This window comes from Schlesneria sphaerica (assembly GCF_044336245.1).
GTDB lineage: Bacteria > Planctomycetota > Planctomycetia > Planctomycetales > Planctomycetaceae > Schlesneria > Schlesneria sphaerica.
The window spans coordinates 4,714,668-4,732,471 of sequence record NZ_CP172346.1; the positions used below are offsets into that span (position 1 = coordinate 4,714,668).

The 17,804-nt window shown below is 55.8% G+C and carries 12 protein-coding genes; 2 read left to right on the plus strand and 10 right to left on the minus strand.

All coding sequences use genetic code 11. The features are described from left to right. Positions 1–133: 133 nt before the first annotated feature. The 4 genes from ACGY09_RS17155 to ACGY09_RS17170 all read right to left on the minus strand — a co-directional run bounded on the left by ACGY09_RS17155 (position 134) and on the right by ACGY09_RS17170 (position 6,183). Positions 134–1,582, minus strand: a complete 1,449-nt coding sequence (locus tag ACGY09_RS17155; protein WP_373653759.1) for a protein kinase — start codon at positions 1,580–1,582, stop codon at positions 134–136. Between the two features lie 351 nt (positions 1,583–1,933). Continuing rightward, positions 1,934–2,323: an STAS domain-containing protein gene (locus ACGY09_RS17160; RefSeq protein WP_373653758.1), complete on the minus strand. Its 390-nt coding sequence runs from the start codon at positions 2,321–2,323 to the stop codon at positions 1,934–1,936. Positions 2,324–2,549: 226 nt separating this feature from the next. After that, the gene (locus ACGY09_RS17165; RefSeq protein ID WP_373653757.1) at positions 2,550–4,904 is read right to left on the minus strand and encodes an FG-GAP repeat domain-containing protein; all 2,355 of its coding nucleotides are present in this window, start codon (positions 4,902–4,904) and stop codon (positions 2,550–2,552) included. 415 nt (positions 4,905–5,319) lie between these two features. Beyond that, positions 5,320–6,183: a DUF1080 domain-containing protein gene (locus ACGY09_RS17170; RefSeq protein ID WP_373653756.1), complete on the minus strand. Its 864-nt coding sequence runs from the start codon at positions 6,181–6,183 to the stop codon at positions 5,320–5,322. Between the two features lie 260 nt (positions 6,184–6,443). Between ACGY09_RS17170 and ACGY09_RS17175 the strand changes: the two genes are divergently transcribed. Further along, the gene (locus tag ACGY09_RS17175; RefSeq protein WP_397568682.1) at positions 6,444–7,385 is read left to right on the plus strand and encodes an SMP-30/gluconolactonase/LRE family protein; all 942 of its coding nucleotides are present in this window, start codon (positions 6,444–6,446) and stop codon (positions 7,383–7,385) included. 145 nt (positions 7,386–7,530) lie between these two features. Here ACGY09_RS17175 and ACGY09_RS17180 read toward each other — a convergent pair whose 3' ends face one another. From ACGY09_RS17180 to ACGY09_RS17200, 5 genes are all read right to left on the minus strand, one after another. Continuing rightward, positions 7,531–7,935: a phasin family protein gene (locus ACGY09_RS17180; protein ID WP_397568683.1), complete on the minus strand. Its 405-nt coding sequence runs from the start codon at positions 7,933–7,935 to the stop codon at positions 7,531–7,533. 300 nt (positions 7,936–8,235) lie between these two features. Then, positions 8,236–8,859 (minus strand): RDD family protein, encoded by a 624-nt coding sequence (locus ACGY09_RS17185; protein ID WP_397568684.1) that lies wholly within the window; start codon positions 8,857–8,859, stop codon positions 8,236–8,238. A gap of 492 nt (positions 8,860–9,351) precedes the next feature. Next, the gene (locus tag ACGY09_RS17190; protein ID WP_397568685.1) at positions 9,352–11,040 is read right to left on the minus strand and encodes a hypothetical protein; all 1,689 of its coding nucleotides are present in this window, start codon (positions 11,038–11,040) and stop codon (positions 9,352–9,354) included. A 118-nt stretch (positions 11,041–11,158) separates the two neighbouring features. Continuing rightward, positions 11,159–12,517: a DUF1501 domain-containing protein gene (locus tag ACGY09_RS17195; protein WP_397568686.1), complete on the minus strand. Its 1,359-nt coding sequence runs from the start codon at positions 12,515–12,517 to the stop codon at positions 11,159–11,161. A gap of 144 nt (positions 12,518–12,661) precedes the next feature. Beyond that, positions 12,662–14,287 carry a DUF1549 and DUF1553 domain-containing protein gene (locus ACGY09_RS17200; protein ID WP_397568687.1) on the minus strand — a complete coding sequence of 542 codons (1,626 nt, stop codon included), beginning with the start codon at positions 14,285–14,287 and terminating at the stop codon, positions 12,662–12,664. 466 nt (positions 14,288–14,753) lie between these two features. On the opposite strand from ACGY09_RS17200, the gene ACGY09_RS17205 reads away from it, so the two are divergent. Further along, complete coding sequence (locus ACGY09_RS17205) at positions 14,754–17,015, plus strand: serine/threonine-protein kinase (RefSeq protein ID WP_397568688.1); 2,262 nt, start codon at positions 14,754–14,756, stop codon at positions 17,013–17,015. 63 nt (positions 17,016–17,078) lie between these two features. Here ACGY09_RS17205 and ACGY09_RS17210 read toward each other — a convergent pair whose 3' ends face one another. Then, positions 17,079–17,786 (minus strand): hypothetical protein, encoded by a 708-nt coding sequence (locus ACGY09_RS17210; protein ID WP_397568689.1) that lies wholly within the window; start codon positions 17,784–17,786, stop codon positions 17,079–17,081. Positions 17,787–17,804 lie beyond the last annotated feature (18 nt).

A 17,804-nucleotide genomic window follows, 5' to 3' on the forward strand; every position in this document is an offset into this window, starting at 1 on the left:
GCTTTCGCTAGAGCATCGACGGTGTCCTTGCCGGGACCGTCGATGCTTTTTATTGAGGTTTGATCGTCCAGGCAAGTTCATGTCCGGGCGACGCCCGTCGCAATACGGCATGGCTGTGCGATGTCGCTCAGACTTATTCTTTTTTCTGATCAGCCGAGACGTTCCAGACGTCTTCCAGTGCCTTACGAATGCTTCGCAGCGTGACGGGTTGTTCAGACAGCACGCGTGAGCATTCCGTCTCGGCGAGGCTGTCTTTCATGCTGACCTGGCCTTTAGACAGGACCAGCGCAATCGCAGTCCCAGACGTTTTGCAGGTGGCGATTGCCTTGTCATAACAGGCAGCAATATCGGGGCCCAGGGACTCGCCCATCAACACCAGGCCCTTGGGAGGATCGGCGCGGAGGCGGTTCAAGGCCCGGTCGAAGTCACGCAGAAGCAGCACGCGGTAGCCGTGTTTGGAAAAGTACTGCCGTAGCGAGTCCTGCTGCCGCGGTCGGTCCTCAACGCAAAGGACGGCGGGAGCAACCGGTTTGGGTGGAGCAGGAGGGGCAGGGGCTTCGTAGGCGGCAGGGTTGAGTTCGGAGAGCGCCAGTCGCAGATCGACAGCAACGGCGGCGGGGGTCTGATACCGCTGTGAAGGACTGATCTGCATCAGTTTGTCCACAATGCGAACAATGCTGGAAGGGAGTGATGGATCCACTTCCTGAATTGACTGAACATCCCGATAGCGGCTGAACTGGCGACGTTCATCCTTATTCTTGGTGGGAGGGTAGGGGGCCGTCCCCGTCAGTAATTCGTAATACATCGCACCCAGGAAATAGAGATCGCTGCGGGGATCGTTATCCGGTGCTCCGCTTCCACGTTCGAGCGTGGCATACTCGATCGCGCGATCGACTTCGTCCTCGAAAGACTGGAGGGAGGCATCTTGTCCGGCCAGTCCGAAGTCGACGAGCTTGGCAACCCCTTGAGCGCTCAGCAGGACGTTCGTCAGCTTCAGATCTCGGTGTGTGATTCCGAATCCCGCCGCGTAGTCGAGTCCTTCAGCGATATCGAGTGCGTAGCGAGTTGCTTCTTCCGGAGAGAATTTCGAGCGAGCTTTGAGCAATTCACGGAAGTTGCCACCTTCCACGAACTCCATCGTCAGAAAGTGCTGATTTCCATCGGATCCGACGTCGAAGATGGGAACAATGTTCTTATGCTTCAGTCGCTTGCCCAGTTCCCCTTCCCGTTTGAACAACGTCACCTTCTTGGGGTCTTCGGCCCAGCGGGACCGGAGGACCTTGATTCCCACCATTTGTCCGTCTTCGACATTGCATCCGCGAAATACCCTCGCGAAGCTGCCTGATGCGTTGCGATAGAGCAGTTTGAACTTGCCCAGTAAGAGTCCTTCGAGGTCGCGCTTCAGCAGCTTTGCGACCTGGTAAGGTGTCAGCGCATGGGCGGCTTCCAGTTCCCGGATCAGGCCGTCAATGCTTTGTCCGCGCGACTGCAAGCGAACCATACACTGTTGCAGTTGCGTCGGGTCAACCAGTTTGGTTTTCAGCAGGTAGTTCTGAAAGTTCTGAAGGCTCGAAAAGTGCATTACTGATTCTATCCACAATCTTCCCGGATGTCCGACACGGTGCTGTTCTTATGGCTCCTCTGATTGACTTCGTTGGACAAGGCTTGGAAAGAAGCATCGGATTTTTTTGATTAACTTCTTCCCTGCCGGATTGTGCAGATCAATCAGTTGTTACAGAAGAAGGGAATCAGATTGCCAATCTGAGTTTTCAGCAGAGGTAATCAAGCCGGTCGATGCCCCCCGTGATATCCTGACCGAGCTGGTCGATCCGTGCTCCCGTACTCAGCTTCGATGATGTTGACGGTTTTTGAGTCTTGATGAGCTCTCAAGAACGCGAAGTCGGATTGGTGGAACGGTGCCGATCTGGACGCACTACAGATCAACCTGTTTGATATCAAACAACGTTTCCAGCCGCGTCATACGCAGGACCTCGCGGACGTCGTCCGATGGGTTGTACAGTTCGACCCGACCGACTCTGTTCCGCAGCGACATCAACACCCCCAGCATTCCGCTGGGGACGAGCGTGACTCCAGTCAGATCAAATGCCAGCACCTTACACTGGGACTCTTCCACCAGCTTAAAGAGCTGTTCGCGATAGGCGGCGATACAGACTTCGTCGGGAACGTCTTGTCCCCCGAAGCCCACGACCGTCAACTCACCGGTCTGGTAGACCTTGAGGATATTTGGGTCTTTTAGTTCACGTGTTTTCACTACAGAGTCGCCAGCCGTGGCTTCATCTTCATCATGAATACTGTCGCTCATTGGAAAGCTCCTCGTTGTGAAGGAAGTCGTCATGAACTGACCGGGCGAAAGATCGAATATAACGCTCCTGTATTTTCCACGCCACAAGCGACGATACGTCAATCCGGACGTGTGAAAATGCGGTTTAGATGGTGAATATTATTCTTGTTGTAGCGATCGTAGCTTTGCTGGGCCGTACAATCCAAAACGGGACGCCGCAGTCGACGCTGTGATCTGCCGCAAGGCGTTATTTGGCGGGCGTGGTAACCTGGGATCTGCCGTCATCCTGAGGGTAGACGAGCAACCTGTCGTGCGCCAGGAGGATCAGATCGGGAAGGCCATCCCCGGTGACATCGGCAATCATCGCTTCGCGGGGTTCTGCGTCCTTGGCGTCGTCATCGCCCCGAAATGACTTCTGTTCGTACACCCGGAAATAGAGGGCGTGCTGGAGACCTGTTTCGGGCCGATACTGGATGATCTCGATGAAATGACTGCGGGTGTCGGTCATGGCCAGGTCGATGTGTCCGTCACCATTCAGGTCTCCCGCGACCACGTCGGTAGGGAAGACCTTGTCGAGCTGACTTTCGAATGCGGCCAGTTCTTTCAGCGCGGGGGAGGTTCCCCCAGCGAACAGCACGGCGAATTTGTCAGTCCCGAACAGGACCAGATCGTCATGCTTGTCGCCATTCAAATCGGCGACCTTCAACGACTTCAAAGGAAACTCGCCGATATCAATTTCCTTCCAGGGCTCGTATCCGGATTCGGCCTTCTTGAGGATTCTCAGCTTGCGCAGTCCGCCATCGACCAGTGCGATTTCGGGTTCACCTTCCCCGTTCAAGTCAACGATGGCTCCGGCCACCATCCGGGCATTGGATTCCGTCACGTTGAACTGATCTGCCACTTCCCAACGCTTCTGCGGGCTGAGAACCATATGCCGGGCGAAGTTTTCCTGCGTGACCAGCAGGCCCTTTTTCCCGCCCAGCGAGCAAAGGCTGACAGCCCCTGCTGCGACGGTTCCCGCACCCAGATTGCCGGTCGTGACGAGTTCAATCGGAATTCCCTCAGTGGTGAAGCCGAACAACTGAGGCGGCTTGGAACCTTGCAGGATGAGGAATTCGGGGCGTTCGTCTCCAAAAACATCCGCCAGCAACAGTCGCTCGGGCGTCCCCTTCAGGTCGAGCGGGAACGAGGTCTTGTCGCCAAATTTCACGGCCTGCCATTCGTCTTTCCCCAGACGCTTCATCGCCTGAAGTGAGTACTCGGTGGTTCGGTCCTTCTTGGTTTTGGCGATGAAGATGACTTCCACTTTGCCGTCCCCATCCAGGTCGACGAGTTCGATAACGGAGGGATCCGCCTCGGTGGGAATGGACTGAGGAAACGTCAGTCGATCTTCGGCAAACTGGCTGACGCCCAGTGTTTTTTCTGTGTTACTATGAACGACCAGATCGGCGGTGCCGTCTCCATCCAGATCTGCCGCACGGATCTGATCAGTGCCGGTCAAGCTGGAGTAGGGGGTTCCCATGTCCAGTCCCTGTCCTTTGTGCTGCGTAAACAGGAGCACGCGCGAGGCATCAGGATCGGTTACCACCAGGTCGCTCAGCCCATCCCCGTTGAAGTCGCCGATCGCCAGGTCACGGTTGTTGCCGGAACCAAGCTTGCCGAAACCGAATTGAATCAACCGTTCGGGCAGTTCATTTTCCGACAGCTTTTTCTGTTCGACATTCAGCAGCTTCAGCCGCCCGGTTCGGGAATCGATCGTCAGGATCTCGTGTCCCGGCTTTCCGTCGACATCGCGAAGTGACACGGCGCGGGGGCGTTCGAGATCGAATACATATTCCGGTCCAAGCTGACCGTTCGACTGTTGCAGTCGCGCGCCGAGGACGCGGTTTAAGCCATCTCCGGCGAGGTAGCACAAGTCGAGGCGTCCGTCACCGTCCAGGTCTGCGATTTGAGCCAGACCCAGCTTGTCGGACGTATTCATCAGCCGCTTGGGTGCGCTGAGCGTTCCTTTTTCATTCTGGTAGAGAAGGATCGTTTCATGCTTCCCCAGGATCACCAGATCATCCAGGCCATTCGCATCCAGGTCACCCGCCGTCAAGAACCATTGCGTGGGAGCCACGTCGGGAATTCGCTGCTGCTTTTTCTCGGTCCAATCACCGGTGACAGGCTGATAGCGGATCACGAGTTGATCGGGCAATCCGAAATAGACGATGTCGACTCGCCCATCCCCGTTGAAATCACCCAAAGTCAAAGCCGCGACATCGTGATCAACGGGAAGCTTCTTGTGTTCATACCGCCAGTCGTTGTCGATCAGATTGACATCATCCCGACCGGCCCGGGTCTCTTTGGTTGCAGGTTGCTTGCCGCGCTGCAGCAACAGGTCGAGACGACTATGGCTGTTGTCAACGAGAATCATGTCTGTCAGACCGTCATGATTGAGATCGCCAGTCAGCAGATTTCCCGATCTCTCAGCCAGTTTGAAAACTTCCAGCGGCCGAAATCCGTAGTACTTCGCGAGTTCGGATTCCTGGGCAGAAGCCGTTCCGGCCAGTGCTCCGATCAGAGCGATCAGCGCAACCCAGCGAGAGGGATATGTCAGCATGAATTCCATCCTTCTGTCTTCAGCTTCTAGAATGCAAGGGTCAAGATAGAGTAATCAGGAAGGGGGAGGGGCGATAGAGAAAAGGCGCATCCTGGCTGTGAGAATTCTCTTGGGGCAAATCGTATCGGCCAGGAGATCGGACCGAACTGCTGGAGGGATCGCAACGTGACCTCATCGGAGACCTGGGGCGGGGCACTCTTCTTATACTTGTGTGAGACGACGACGCTCTGATTGACTCGAGCGGATGCTTGCACCCGGGTGAAATTCTGGTTCATCTGCGCGGGGCCTCAATCAGGCCGCGTTACCTTGCGAGAACCGGTGTGACGCACTGCACAAAAAAATCCCGTCTACCGCCAGGTTGGGCAGCAAACGGGATCTCTCTTGAGAAGTTGCTTCTCAGTTGAGGTTGTTTAGCTCAGGGAATCTGCTTCGGCAGCGGGCGCAGTTCCAGGCGACGAACATACATCTCGGCTCCTTCGGTCTGGAGCAGCAGCTTGCCGTTGGTGGGGTAGACATCTTCGGCCCGGTTCACGATGACACCATTGACGCGGTAGACCAGTTTGTCCCCTTTGACAAAGCATTCGAGGGTGGTCCATTCCTGTCCGGGGCTGTCCGGGTCTTTGGCTCCGCGGAATCCGACGACGTCTTTCCAGTCTGGATCACGGCCAAACCAGTTGATGCGGCCGGAAGTGAATTTCTTCTTCTCTCCCTTTGGATCCCAGACCGGTTCGCCATCGCGATCGTACGAGACCGTGGCCGATGCGCTGGCTTCGATGAGCTTTCCATTTTCGTCTTTTCCCTGGAGGACCAGGATATCGCCGACGCCCCCTTCGATGATCTGGCATTCGACGGACGTCATCCACGGGCCGGGCTTGTCCCCACTGCCGCCAAAGTTGCCGTCAGGTCCTTTGCAGTGGAGCAGCAGGCCGCCGTCACGAGCCGCTTTGACGCGATTCTGCCAAGTCTTCGTTCCCCAGCGGTATTCGAGCACCAGGTGGTAGTCGGCATATTCTTTTCGTGTGATCACGCCGCCGTAGCCGTCTCCGGAAATCCGAAGGGTTCCGTCGGGCTGAAGCGTGAATACGCCTCGCGGGTCTTCATGAAGGTCGTCTGTCAGCCACGTGTACCAGTCCTTCGTCAGCTCTTTGCAGGGGAAGAGTTGAATCGTCTCCTTGGGGACTACCACCCCTTCCGCCCGGGCATCGGCGGCCGATGTGAGAGAGGGCTGGAGGACCAGCAGGGAGAGGAGCGCGATGCTCAACCAGCGTAGACTTGGCATTTCATCAATTTCCTGTTCAATCGATCGCTGCAACGGGAATCCGAAGAACCCCAACGGTTCAACGAGAGTTCCGCTGCGAAAAGGGGAGGCATTTTCATCATCGCCGAACGTTCCGACGTTTGTCGGAATGTTCCTTCACGTGCGGGGGTGATGCGGTAAGCTGTCCGTCACGGTGTCGAGTTTACTCGTCCAGGGCCTCGGGGCCTAATGGGCTGGTCGAATTTCTGCTGATGAGTGACATCAACTGAGGAGTCGTATGCATGAAGGTTACTTTCGCATTGTCTGCGTGTGTATGGATGCTGGCCACGTGTGGTGCTTTTGCACAAGCACCCGCTGGGGCTTCCAACGAGTTTCAGGCGGGCCAGCCCCTGGGTTCCGTCAATGAAGCTGGTCAATTTGTAAAGATGACCAGCAACGTCAAAGTCTACGGAAGTTTTCGCTTTGCGGAAAGTTGCACGTATGATCCCGGTCGAAATCTGATTGTGGTCATGAACGCAGGTGTCCCTCAGGCTCAGGAACCCAACGACGGGTACGTCTCGCTGCTGAACCCGGATGGGTCCGTCCACACGGCCAAGTGGATCGGTGCCACTCGCGACGGACTGACGCTCAATCATCCGCTCGGCAGTGCCATCCAGAACGGAGTCCTTTACGCCGCAGACATTGATGTCGTGCGCACGTTTGATCTGGCGACGGGGAAGCCGGGCCGTGCCTATCCCGTCGAAGGGGCTACGTTTCTTAACGGGATTGCTGTGACCAAAGAGGGGACCATCTTCGTTTCGAACACCCGGCCAGAAAGCCGTGTCTATAAAATCACCCGCGACGGTGTGGTGACGACGTTTGTGGAAGGCGAACCCCTGGTCAGTCCCAACGGCGTGGCGATTGATCAGGACGGTTACGTTGTTGTCGTGAACGTGGGAAACAGTGCCGTGCTGACGTTTGATCCGGCATCAGCCAGGTTGATCCGCACCGAACACTCGGCGGAAGGAGGCAACGATGGGCTGGTTATCCTTCCGGATGGGACGAAGTATGTCAGCAGCGTCCGCTTCGGAAGCATCTCGGAAATTCGTTCCGGCCAGCCTGCCAAGCTGATTGCCGCAGGGATCCCCAGTGCAGCTTCGATGGGCTACGATTCAAAGCAGAAGCAGCTCATTATTCCCATGAACAACAACAATGCAGTCGCCTTTGTCAAACTCGAAGATTGAGTTTCTGCTGAACGAGGATGGCCTTCGTTTCATCGCAAAACAGGTCCACCGGTCCGTGAAGCAAGCACGCGTAGTCTGGCAGTCAGACTACGCGTGCAATTTGTTTCTCGAAAGAGGTTCGGCAAGGTGTTCGCGGAACGGACTCTCAGGACGTCTTTTCGGCCAGTTTCTTTTCCAGCAGTTCAATCCGCTGTGTGAGAGAATCGATGTCCTCCTGACGCGCCACTCCCGCTCTTGAGAGGACAGCATCGAGGCTTTGATCTGTCAGCTTCTGGACGGTACTGCCGACACTTTCCGCTTCGTGCTTTACGTTCGCTTTCAGAAGTCCTAACTGAATGAATGCCTGATCGATCCTGCGATCGATCTCCGCACCGAGTTCCGCTCGTGCCTTCTCGACGCGTTCGTTCAGTTCCGCTTGAAATTCCGCAGCGTCTGCCTCGGATAGTTTTGCCCGTCGCGCAACCTCCGCAACGACTCCTTCCACTTTCTCTCGTGTCAAATCTGCCAAACCGATACTGGCGAACACAGCCTGCTTCAAGGTATCGAACATGCTGCCCCTTCGTGAGATGTGAAACGATCCCGCCTGTTTTGGAATCCCCTGGAAAACTTTTCCAGTGACCGTTCGTGACGCGGGAATCTGAAATGACTTTAACGTGATTGTCCCGACTTCCCAATCAATTTGCACGGCAAACTGATCAGGCAGGCATCGTCACGAGGACCACACCGCAAGATGTCAGGCTCGACCATTCAATGCAAATGGCAAGGTCTCTGCCCGGATCAATCCCTTTCGCTACGACTTGCCGGTTGATCAGGCCTACAGATTTCAGGAATGAGGATTTCGCTTGCTGGGTCAGGTTTTGGGCGGAGCTTTTACTCTTTCGCAGACGCATGGGTAAGAGATCACGATTCCCATCGCGGTCACGAATCGGCGCGAGATTCTGCCGGTTCCCGTGGGGACGGCCTTGTTGCGAATGAGTCGAGTCTCGAATACCAGATCCCGGAGCATCTGCCGTTCGTCCTCAACAGCCGTCCACAGGAGGTCGGTGACGATGCTGACCGGGTAGTAGCAGCAAATGCTGAGCACGGACCAGATTAGCCGTTTGGTCATCCGCCAGGGAGAGGGGGGCTGGCCATGAATCGTCACGATCCGGGCGTCTGTGATCCAGTAACCAGGCGAACGGAATCGCGAGGGTTTAAGAACCGCGAGATAAAACCAGCAGACGACGAGACAGGCACTCAGTCCCACCACGTTATATGCGTTTGCGGGAGCCGTCTTAGACGAGTTGAAAATCGCCGCGTCAATGTCAAGTAAGATCAGGCATATCAGTTGAAGAATAAATCCGTCGATGGCAAAGATGAGGGCGTGTCGAGTTGCTCCGACGTAATCTTGACGCCGATAGAGGGGTGGACCTGCCGTTCGTGGGATAAAATCATCCTCTTCCAAACGGGTCGCCTCGTCATTGAGCGAATTCATGTGTTTTCCCCGGCGAGAATAACGAACTCGCAGTTTTCGCGATTCGTCGTGTAAGCGGGTGGTCGTATCCGCGAATGCGGATTAGTACTCAAACGTCAATCGTAAACCTCGGTCGACCTCATGCGCGGCGCGGAGAGAGTCGTCAATTGATTTCCGTCTCTCTGTTTCCATAGTAATGCTACATTCGATCTTATACTTCGATTTCCCCAGAGATGTTAGTGCACCATACACGCATTGGCTCTGTCGGCCACGCGGGTGAATTGTCATTTGAGAAAAGCTCTACATTGCGGAGGACGAGCCCCGCGATGAGGGGCTCGTCACATCGGTACCTAAGCGGCAACGTGATTTAGAGAGCTGTGCGCGAGATCGATCGGCGGACCGTACTCACCTGTGAAGCAGGTCGACATGTGAGAAGGGATGTCGCAATACGGCTGAAGCCTCTCAGGACATTGCTCTGGCCGTCGACACGATGAGCGGGGACCTGGATTGCGGTCACTTTAACGATTCAACGGGAGCGGAAAGGGCTTCTGTTACGTCGATGTACTGGTCCTTGTTCTGGTCGAATTGCTCAAAAAGCGAGAGATCGCCCAGGAACTCACGTTGTGATACTTCACCGTCGCGGTTTTTGTCCATTTTACGAAACCAGAGCGGTCCCGTGGCCCGTTCTGCCAGCGTTCCTGTCTGGTTACCGCGATCGACGTTGCCTTCCAGGGCGGGAAGCGTCCCTTGTGCCACAATCAGACGATACTGCAGCGGGACTTCTGAGTCGGATAAGAGACCATCTCCGTCTTTGTCCCAGAGGGCGAGTTTCTCTGCCGCCGACTTCAGTTCACGGAACGAGAGACGACGGTCTCGATCTGTATCCAGGATCTCGAACAAGGTGCGGCCCTGCTCATTGATATTCAGGACGACGCGGCTGCGGGCAACGCCGAATCGGAGCTGAAAGTAGGCGACGACTTCTTCAAGGAATAGCTTTTCATTCTTGTCCGCATCCAGGTCCTGGAATGTTGCGCCGAAGAAGAAGGCACGATCGGCCTCGCTTTTCTCCAGGTACCCGTTTGCATCCGCATCCGCTGCCATGAACTGGGGCTTCAGAAATTGGTCCGCCGATGGCACCCGCGAAACGTTGTTCTTGACCAGGCATAGTTGGGTGCTTCCCAAGTTAATATTGGCAGAGCCGTCAGGGCTGATTTTGACTTTATCCTGAAGTTCGTCCGTCACTGTATGAGTGCTTAAGGGGCTATCTTCGCCTAGATTGAATGTGATGATGATCGTTGGTTCCGGGTGTGTCAGAAACTGACGGAGTTCATCAAAGTCAAGCTGGCCGTCCCCATCGCCGTCGTAGCGGGTGAACGCGGTTTGTGACAGCCCGATTTCCTGGGGACTGAGTTTCTGATTGCGGACCCTGGAACCAGGTAATCCCGACTTGAGTGGGTCGGTCGTGTCATATTTCTCGATCAGGCGACGGACTTGCTTCTGCAGGGATTCATCGAAGCCCGCACCCAGGAAAGGGCTCGTCGACCCCATTCGATCCTGAGTCTGCGGGAGTCGCTGCTGGTTGACGACCGTATCGGTGAGGGGATTGAGTTCCGCAGCGCTGATGGTTTCGTCATGATCCAGGTCGAGTTTTCGTAGTGTCTGCAGCGCGCCGGTCAACTCATCGGCCGAGAGCTTGCCATCGCGATTCGTGTCCAGTTGCAGAAAAAGTGAGGTCTCCGACGTACTTGTCCCTCGACGTGGTTGCCGATTCCCATTCTGCGGTTCTGCATTCGGCTGGAAAAAGGCGACGAAGGGATTCAGGCCGATGCGTCGATAGTACGCGAGAAACTCCTGACGGGAAATCTTGCCGTCGGCAGGGCTGGTATCAGGAACGAGATTCCGGGCGACGGTTTCACTCGAGGGCGTCAATTGAGCTTGTCGAGCGTCGTTGTCCGTCAGGTATTTACCGTTCGCTTCCTCCGTAGTGATCGTGCCGTCACCGTTGCTGTCCAGCGATTTCATCAGATGATCAATGTAATGCTCGAACGCACCGCGGGGTGTCGATCCTTCGACCTCGATGATCAGTTTGAGGACGAGCACACCGTTCTCACCCAGGTAGACCGTGTAGGCGGCTTCATCGGGGGCGTCACTGGCCCAGAGCGGCATCGCCAGGAGATTCAGCAGGCAGAATAGCCGTTTCATAATGACACCGAGGCACTTCTGATGTTGGGGTTGGTGCGGTCAGATGAGTTTTCGAAGTGCGGTCTCGCTGCAACTTCACCCGAAAGGCGATTCCATTTCAGCCGTCTTGCAGGGTGGTTCAGCCGACGATTTCTTCGATCGGTTTGGCAGTCGGATCTGCAAGTCGAATGGGGCGACCCACGTTCGAGATGTTCTGCTTCATCGAATCCAGCCCCAGCCCTTTGCACAGAGTCGCGAAAAGATCCTGGACGGAAACGGGACGCTCTTCGACCTTCATTCCATCCTCGCTCGTTTTCCCGACAACTTGTCCACCCCGTATCCCTCCACCGCAGAGCACGGTCGACCAGGCATTGGGGAAGTGATCGCGACCCGCCTGTTCATTGATGCGGGGGGTGCGTCCGAATTCTCCCATCCACACAATCATGGTTGAATCAAGGAGCCCGCGATCCTTCAGGTCGGTCATCAGCGTCGCCCAGGCGGGGTCCAGGGCCTCCAGCAGACCCTTGACGGATGTGAAGTTTTGCAAGTGAGTGTCCCACGCGAATGACTGGCCATTACCCAGGCCATTTAGCGAAACCTCCACGAACGGGACGCCTCGTTCCACGAGTCTTCGCGCAAGCAGGCAGGCCTGGCCGAACTGATTACGGCCGTAGGCGTCACGAAGCTTCGCGTTTTCGTCATCGAGATTAAAGGCTTTAACCGCTTCTGAACGCATCATACGAACCGCTGCGGAGTAGGCTGATTGGTGGCTTTCGGCCGTGAGTCCCGGCCGGGTACTTGCAAAGTCCATTTCCATGTCCGCCAGGAGAGATAACCGTGCATCCGCCCGTGCGATGTCGATTCCCTGGGGTAGCGACAGGTTCTTGACGGCCAGTGACCGGTCGTAGTTCATCTGGTTCGCGTTCCCGAGCGGGTTGGCATCGCCCACGATGAGGGGGGCGAACTTGGGACCGAGAAACCCTGGCCCGTAGGCTGCCGGGCTGAACTGTGTGTAGGGTGCGACCGCGACAAAATTCGGGAGATCCGAGTCTTCTTGCCCCAGTTCCTTGCTGAAGAGCGATCCAAGCGTGGGATAATCAATGGGACCTTGCGGCAGATTGCCGGTACGGAGCAGGTAGGTGGCCCGCGTGTGGTCTCCTTCCTTGGTGCTCATCGAACGGATGGGGGCACAGTACTGCATCAGCCGCGCGACTTGCGGAAGATGCTCGCAGATCTGAACCCCAGGAACCGAGGTCTCGATCGGTTTGAATTGTCCTCCGTTCGCGTGGCCCGGTTTCATGTCGAACGTGTCTGTCTGGGGGGGGCCACCAGTCATCCACAACAGGATCACGGATCGCTGACGTTCCGTTGTTTGACCGGCGGTGTTGTTCGCGAATGCGGGAAGCCAGCCCGACATGGAAGCGCCGAAGGCTCCATAGGCGGACAGCCGTTTCATCATGTCGCGACGGGAAAGGGAAGACTCAGCAGCCATGGTCATGCTCCGGTCTGAGGTTGGGATGTTTCGCGGTGGCGGCTTGCAAGAGACCGAAGGACATGAGACTGCGTGACACCAGAGCACAGTTTCAGGCCATCGTTCCTTTCCGCCTTCTGATTCCGGGTTGGCTCGATAAGACTGACGTCATTAGTGGTTGAAGAGAAATTCCGAGCTGTTCAGCAGGGCCCAGAAGACGTCGGCCAGAGCCTGCTTGGGATTTTCCGCAGGGCCGCCAGAGTCGACGTATTGAGTTAATCGCTCTCGTTCTTCAGGTCGCGGTTTGCGAGTCAGGGTGGCCAGATACAGGGCATCAATCCGGTCCGCTGTCTTCATCCAGGGAAATTCCGCAACGGCGGATAGTGTCGAACTTTGTTCCAGGCTGGTGACAGAGGTCGAAAACTGACCGTTCATCATTGCCAGTGCCTGCAGGATTGATGTCTGACGCTCGGTCGGGGAATCACTGTTCGAATCGAACAGTTCCAGAAATTCCGTTCGAGGTCCGGGGCGATCGAGCTGAAATGGCTGTATCGGCTGGAAGGGTTCGAGATATCCGACCGCGACAGCCATGGAATCAAATAGCTGCTCACCCGTCAGTCCCTGAACCGTCATCCTTGCGAACTGCTGTGGTTCGCCTTGTGATGCATGTGTCATCCGGCTTGATCGCTGGTAGGTCTTCGACGCCGTCAGGCCCCGGATAAAGTACTTCAAATCAAAATCATGTTCGGCAAAATCCAAGGCGAGCGCTTCGAGCAGTTCGGGATGGCTGGGCTGATTCGGTCCGCCGAAATCATCGATGGGATCAACAATTCCGACGCCGAAGAAGTGTCCCCACAGCCGGTTCACCACGGCTTTTGAGAAGTAAGGATTTTGTTTGGTTGTGAGCCAGTCGGCGAGTGTCCGACGGGAGCTGACCTTTGATCGCCATTGGGGCTGGCTTCCGTCGAGATACATCGCCTGGACAACGGTTTCCTGTTCGGGAATCGTCAATTCGCGCCGATCGAAGACTTCTTTGACCTGACCGAGGGCGTTCTCGTCCCGGCTGGTGCGTTCGATCCCGGCAAAGAACGCGGCATAGCCCCAGAATTGCTCTTGTTTCCAGTCGTCGTGGGGATGATTGTGACATTGAGCACATTCGATCCGAATCCCCATGAACATCCGCGAAGTGGCGGCAGCCAGATTCTCTGGTTTGATCTGCTTGGTGGTAAAAAAGGCAATGGGGGTAAGTGGCCCGGTCGATTGCATCGCGACATTCATGGAACGATCTCCCGCGAGTGGAGTCGTCAGGAGTTCGTAGACGATTGCGTTGTAGTGGGTGTTTCGCGCCAGATGCTGACGGAGCCAGGCCTGAAAACCGGGCCGCTGAGCCCTGTTCTGAATGTCCGTTCCGGATTCGGGCATCAGGACCCGTGTCCAGAAGTTGCTGAAGTTCGTGATATATTGCGGACCTTCCAGCAGATCTTCGACCTCGAGTCGGCGGTTTTGGGGAGACTCACTGGCGAGAAAACGGCGAGTCTGTGCCACGGTGGGGATCGTCCCGCCGATGTGCAGATATACCCGGCGCAGGTATTCTGCGTCGTCCGCAATCGGTGCAGGGGTCACCCCATCTGATTCCCAGCGAGCTTCGATGCGGCGATCAATCAGGTCTGCCAGGTGCTGCGCGTCGTCGGCCTTGACCGGACGTGATAGAATCAGAGCGCCGAGGAAAAGGATCCCCCACAGGGCGCCAGAGAGGGGGCAAGCCGTGGCACCGCGGAGCTGCTTCAAGGGGGGCACGGATGCTGCTTCGGACATCCTCAAGGGGTGAGAGTGCGACCCGGGGCGGATGCAGTTCTTGAGGATCATGGTCAGGCACTCTCATTGGCTGTGGGCTATGGAGAGGACGTCTCAAATAGAACGGTTGACGGGTCGATCAAACGGATCTCGAGGCTGTAAATCGTGTTGTGAATTCTGTACATGCGAGTGATCAGATGACTCGGCCGCCCCAGGGATTCGACGTGATTTTGCACATTTGTTGCGGGAGCGGAGAAGGCAATAACTATTAACAGACGAAACGTCTGATTTGTCAAGCCTGTTTTTCGGTTTGACGCACTCTCTAGTATCTGATTTGACCGATTTGATGTGGTGGCGACTTGCGGAACAGGCCGCGAGAACCCCACAATGAACCAGTTAAACGCCGAAACTGTCCGGATCGAAAAGTGCCCCGAGTCTGGTGGTGGGGCTGTCCCCGATTGGAAGAGTCATGTCGCGCAAGCTCCACGTGAGTAAAACTGTCTTAACCGATAAAGAGACGCAGATCTATTCACCCCACGATCTGGTTGCGAAAATCTGCGATGAGTTTGATGCGCGAGTCTGGAGCAACGCCAATCCGAAGATCGAAGACTACCTCGATCGTATCAAGACGGCAGAGCGACGTCCCCTGCTGCGCAAGCTTGTTGAAATCGAGTACCAGTACGCGCGCCATTGCGGAACGGCCGATTTCTCGGCCTACTTCGAGCGTTTCCCTGAATCGATCGACGTGTTGCAGCCACTCTATGAAGAACTGGTCGAGGGAAAGGGAGGGGCGGGGCTCACCAAAACTAAGATGAATCCCGATGCAGAAACTGACTCGAAAGTCTTGCCACAACTGAAGCGTTTCCAGTTGATCAAGAAAGCCGGAGAGGGGGGCTTTGGAACGGTCTGGAAAGCTTATGATCTCAAGTTGACACGAGAAGTCGCCGTCAAGCTGGCCAACAAAGGCGCTGCGGCAACGCGAAACTTCTCTGCCATCATGCATGAGGCCCAGACCAATGCGAAACTGCATCATCCCAATATCGTCGAAGTTTACGATATTGATGAAGACGCGTTTGCCATTGTAACGCACTACATTGAGGGCTGTAATCTGAAAGAATGGCGTCGCGATCGCGTCGTTGACCCCATCTCGGCTGCCCAATTGGTGAAGAAGCTCGCGAATGCCGTCCAGTTCGCTCATACCAATGGCGTGATCCACCGCGATTTGAAGCCGTCGAATGTGCTGATGAATCTGGCGGGGGAACCGCTGATTGCCGATTTTGGTCTCGCGAAGCATGAATTCGGTGACGATGCACTGGCAACGCCTGGCAAAGTCATGGGCACGATTGAATATATGTCGCCCGAGCAGGCGCGTGCGGACCATGACGCGGTGGATCGTCGCAGTGACATTTACTCCCTCGGGGTCATTCTTTACGAACTGCTGACGGGACAGTTGCCGTTCCGTGGCGAAGAGTTGATGGTGATTTCGCAGGTTCTTCATGAAGAGCCTGTGCATCCCAGGGCGATCAATCCCAGGATTCCCCCCGACCTGGCAGATATCTGCCTAAAGTGTCTGAAGAAGTCTCCCGAAGACCGATATGCTCATGCGCGGGATCTGCAAAACGATCTCGAACGATATCTGGATGGTGAGGTGATTCAGGGGGTGACGCGGCCATGGCATTACCATATGACCAAACGGCTGACGAAGCACTATCACCGCGCACGCCACTGGTGGCTAGGCATGATTGCGGGAGTCGGGGTGATTGCCACCTTCTGGTGGGCATCGTTGCCTGCCCCGTTCCGACAACAAGTTGTCTTTCAGACAGATCCACCCGGCTGCTCCATCACTGCGGTCGAACTTGACCCCGTTACGGGTGAGCCAGACCCTGAAAAGATCCACAATTTACGCGGTGTCACTCCGCTTCGCGCCAAATTGCCACCAGGTGACTACTTCATCGTCGCTGTGTTGAATGGAAGCGGAGGTCGCGACGGCACGGCTCGATTCCACGAAGTGTTCCGGCGCGTTCCTGAAGCCGAAGAAGGGGCCTCGTTTGCTCGTAACCATAACTTCTGGAAGAAAGACAGTTCTGGCCGGGTGGTGCTGCCGAGGATCGTGATTCCTCCGGCGGACACGACTACCCCGATGTTCTACGTGGAAGACTCGCTGGTTGAGTCGCCCGTGCTGATGTCTCCGGATACGAATACGGCCCCTGACATGGTGGTCGTTCCCGCGTTTTACGCTGACCTGAACGAAGTCCAGGTGGATTTGATTGAGCAGTTCTCGCCAAACAGGGCCAAGGTATCGGATATGCCGCCCTTGGCTTCAGTCAGGTATGACGAGGCTCTTTCACATGCAGAACGGACGGGGAAGCGAGTGCCGTTTGCTGCGGAACTTGCGGCCCTGGAGGCGGCTGCGGACCGTGACGGGCGGCTGGAAAATGCCAGAATTTCCGGTGTTCACTCGGGCCTGTGGGAGTGGACGGCGACTCGTCCCGCAGCAGCTGGTACGCTTCAGGGAAAACGGGCCTCGCTCGGCGATCTTGAGTCGAGGACACGCATTATTCGAAACGGTCCATTGTCTGAAGCGTCAGAAGCAACTTCGCATTCCAAGGTTCAGATCGAGTACTTCACGGAAGGGTGGACCGGGGTCAGAACTGTTCGGAGTGCACGACCGCATCGATCCGCTGCTGATTTTATGTCTTACCAAAAGAAAACTCCCTCACGGGCGAAGTGAGGGAGTTTCTGATGTCAGCGGCAGTTGAGACTTCCGCTGTTCCGAACAGCAAGACTGAGTGTCTTATTCGCGGAACAGTGGTGCTTTTGAAATGATAGTGTAATTAGCGCCATCGACATTGATCACGCCCTGGTAGGCCGAATCGACGTTCGGCATCTTCTTAGGTACGTAAGTCGAAACATTGGATTGCGATGCATCAGTGATCTCATAACCAAGTTTGGCTGTCTTGGACGGAGCGGAACTTTGGATGACACCTGCGCGGCCTGGGCTGAACTTGAGGTCAAAGATTTTGACCTGAACCTTCTCACCCAATTCGGTTTTCACAGTCACTACGCGACTGTTCTGGCAGGTCACACCATCACGGGGATTCCATGTATAGGTTCCTTCGGCATCGGCATCGATTCGCTGCCATTTCGTGGGGACCAGTTGGGCAAATTCCGATTTGCTTGAAAAAGGCTTCCGGAGCCCGGCAAAAGGATCATTCTTCGCAGGCTGGTCCTTGGAGCTGACATTTGCTGCTCGGGCGAACAGTGTGTGGACGCAGTTAGGGCAGTTTTCCGGCACGTTTGGATCGTCAGAGTCAGCCCAGTAGTAGCAGAAGTAGGCGTCGCTGCAGGGGTAGGCGTTCGAAATGTCAATCATGTCTGATACATAAAGGGCCGTCCCGCCATCGATGTAGACTGGCCAGTAAAGACAGTAACGTAATTCCTCCGCCATCAGGCTGACACTTGAACTGAGGCAAATCGCCAAGCTGAGTAGAAAATGCCGCACAGTACTTACTCCTTCAAT